The organism is Streptomyces sp. NPDC033131 (assembly GCF_055578365.1).
On record NZ_JBVIPA010000102.1, the window covers coordinates 1 to 1,240 of the forward strand.

Here is a 1,240-nt window from a genome sequence, read left to right on the forward strand (position 1 = left end):
GGGGCTGTTCGTGGTTTCAGAACCAACACAGTGGACGCGAGCAACTGAGGACAAGCCCTCGGCCTATTAGTACCGGTCAACTCCACACGTTACCGTGCTTCCATATCCGGCCTATCAACCCAGTCGTCTACTGGGAGCCTTAACCCCTCAAGGGGGTGGGAATACTCATCTCGAAGCAGGCTTCCCGCTTAGATGCTTTCAGCGGTTATCCCTCCCGAACGTAGCCAACCAGCCATGCCCTTGGCAGGACAACTGGCACACCAGAGGTTCGTCCGTCCCGGTCCTCTCGTACTAGGGACAGCCCTTCTCAATATTCCTGCGCGCGCAGCGGATAGGGACCGAACTGTCTCACGACGTTCTAAACCCAGCTCGCGTACCGCTTTAATGGGCGAACAGCCCAACCCTTGGGACCGACTCCAGCCCCAGGATGCGACGAGCCGACATCGAGGTGCCAAACCATCCCGTCGATATGGACTCTTGGGGAAGATCAGCCTGTTATCCCCGGGGTACCTTTTATCCGTTGAGCGACGGCGCTTCCACAAGCCACCGCCGGATCACTAGTCCCGACTTTCGTCCCTGCTCGACCCGTCGGTCTCACAGTCAAGCTCCCTTGTGCACTTACACTCAACACCTGATTGCCAACCAGGCTGAGGGAACCTTTGGGCGCCTCCGTTACTCTTTAGGAGGCAACCGCCCCAGTTAAACTACCCATCAGACACTGTCCCTGATCCGGATCACGGACCCAGGTTAGACATCCAGCACGACCAGACTGGTATTTCAACGACGACTCCACCTGAACTGGCGTCCAAGCTTCACAGTCTCCCAGCTATCCTACACAAGCCGAACCGAACACCAATATCAAACTGTAGTAAAGGTCCCGGGGTCTTTCCGTCCTGCTGCGCGAAACGAGCATCTTTACTCGTAGTGCAATTTCACCGGGCCTATGGTTGAGACAGTCGAGAAGTCGTTACGCCATTCGTGCAGGTCGGAACTTACCCGACAAGGAATTTCGCTACCTTAGGATGGTTATAGTTACCACCGCCGTTTACTGGCGCTTAAGTTCTCAGCTTCGCCCGACCGAAGTCGGACTAACCGGTCCCCTTAACGTTCCAGCACCGGGCAGGCGTCAGTCCGTATACATCGCCTTACGGCTTCGCACGGACCTGTGTTTTTAGTAAACAGTCGCTTCTCGCTGGTCTCTGCGGCCACCCCCAGCTCACCGTGTAAAACGGATCACCGG

1 rRNA gene (cut by a window edge) is annotated in these 1,240 nt (G+C 56.5%); it reads right to left on the minus strand.

Annotation, left to right across the window (positions count from 1 at the left end):
- Positions 1-46: 46 nt before the first annotated feature.
- Positions 47-1,240 (minus strand): 23S ribosomal RNA (locus tag ACZ5XS_RS45560); it runs 1,370 nt beyond the window's last position.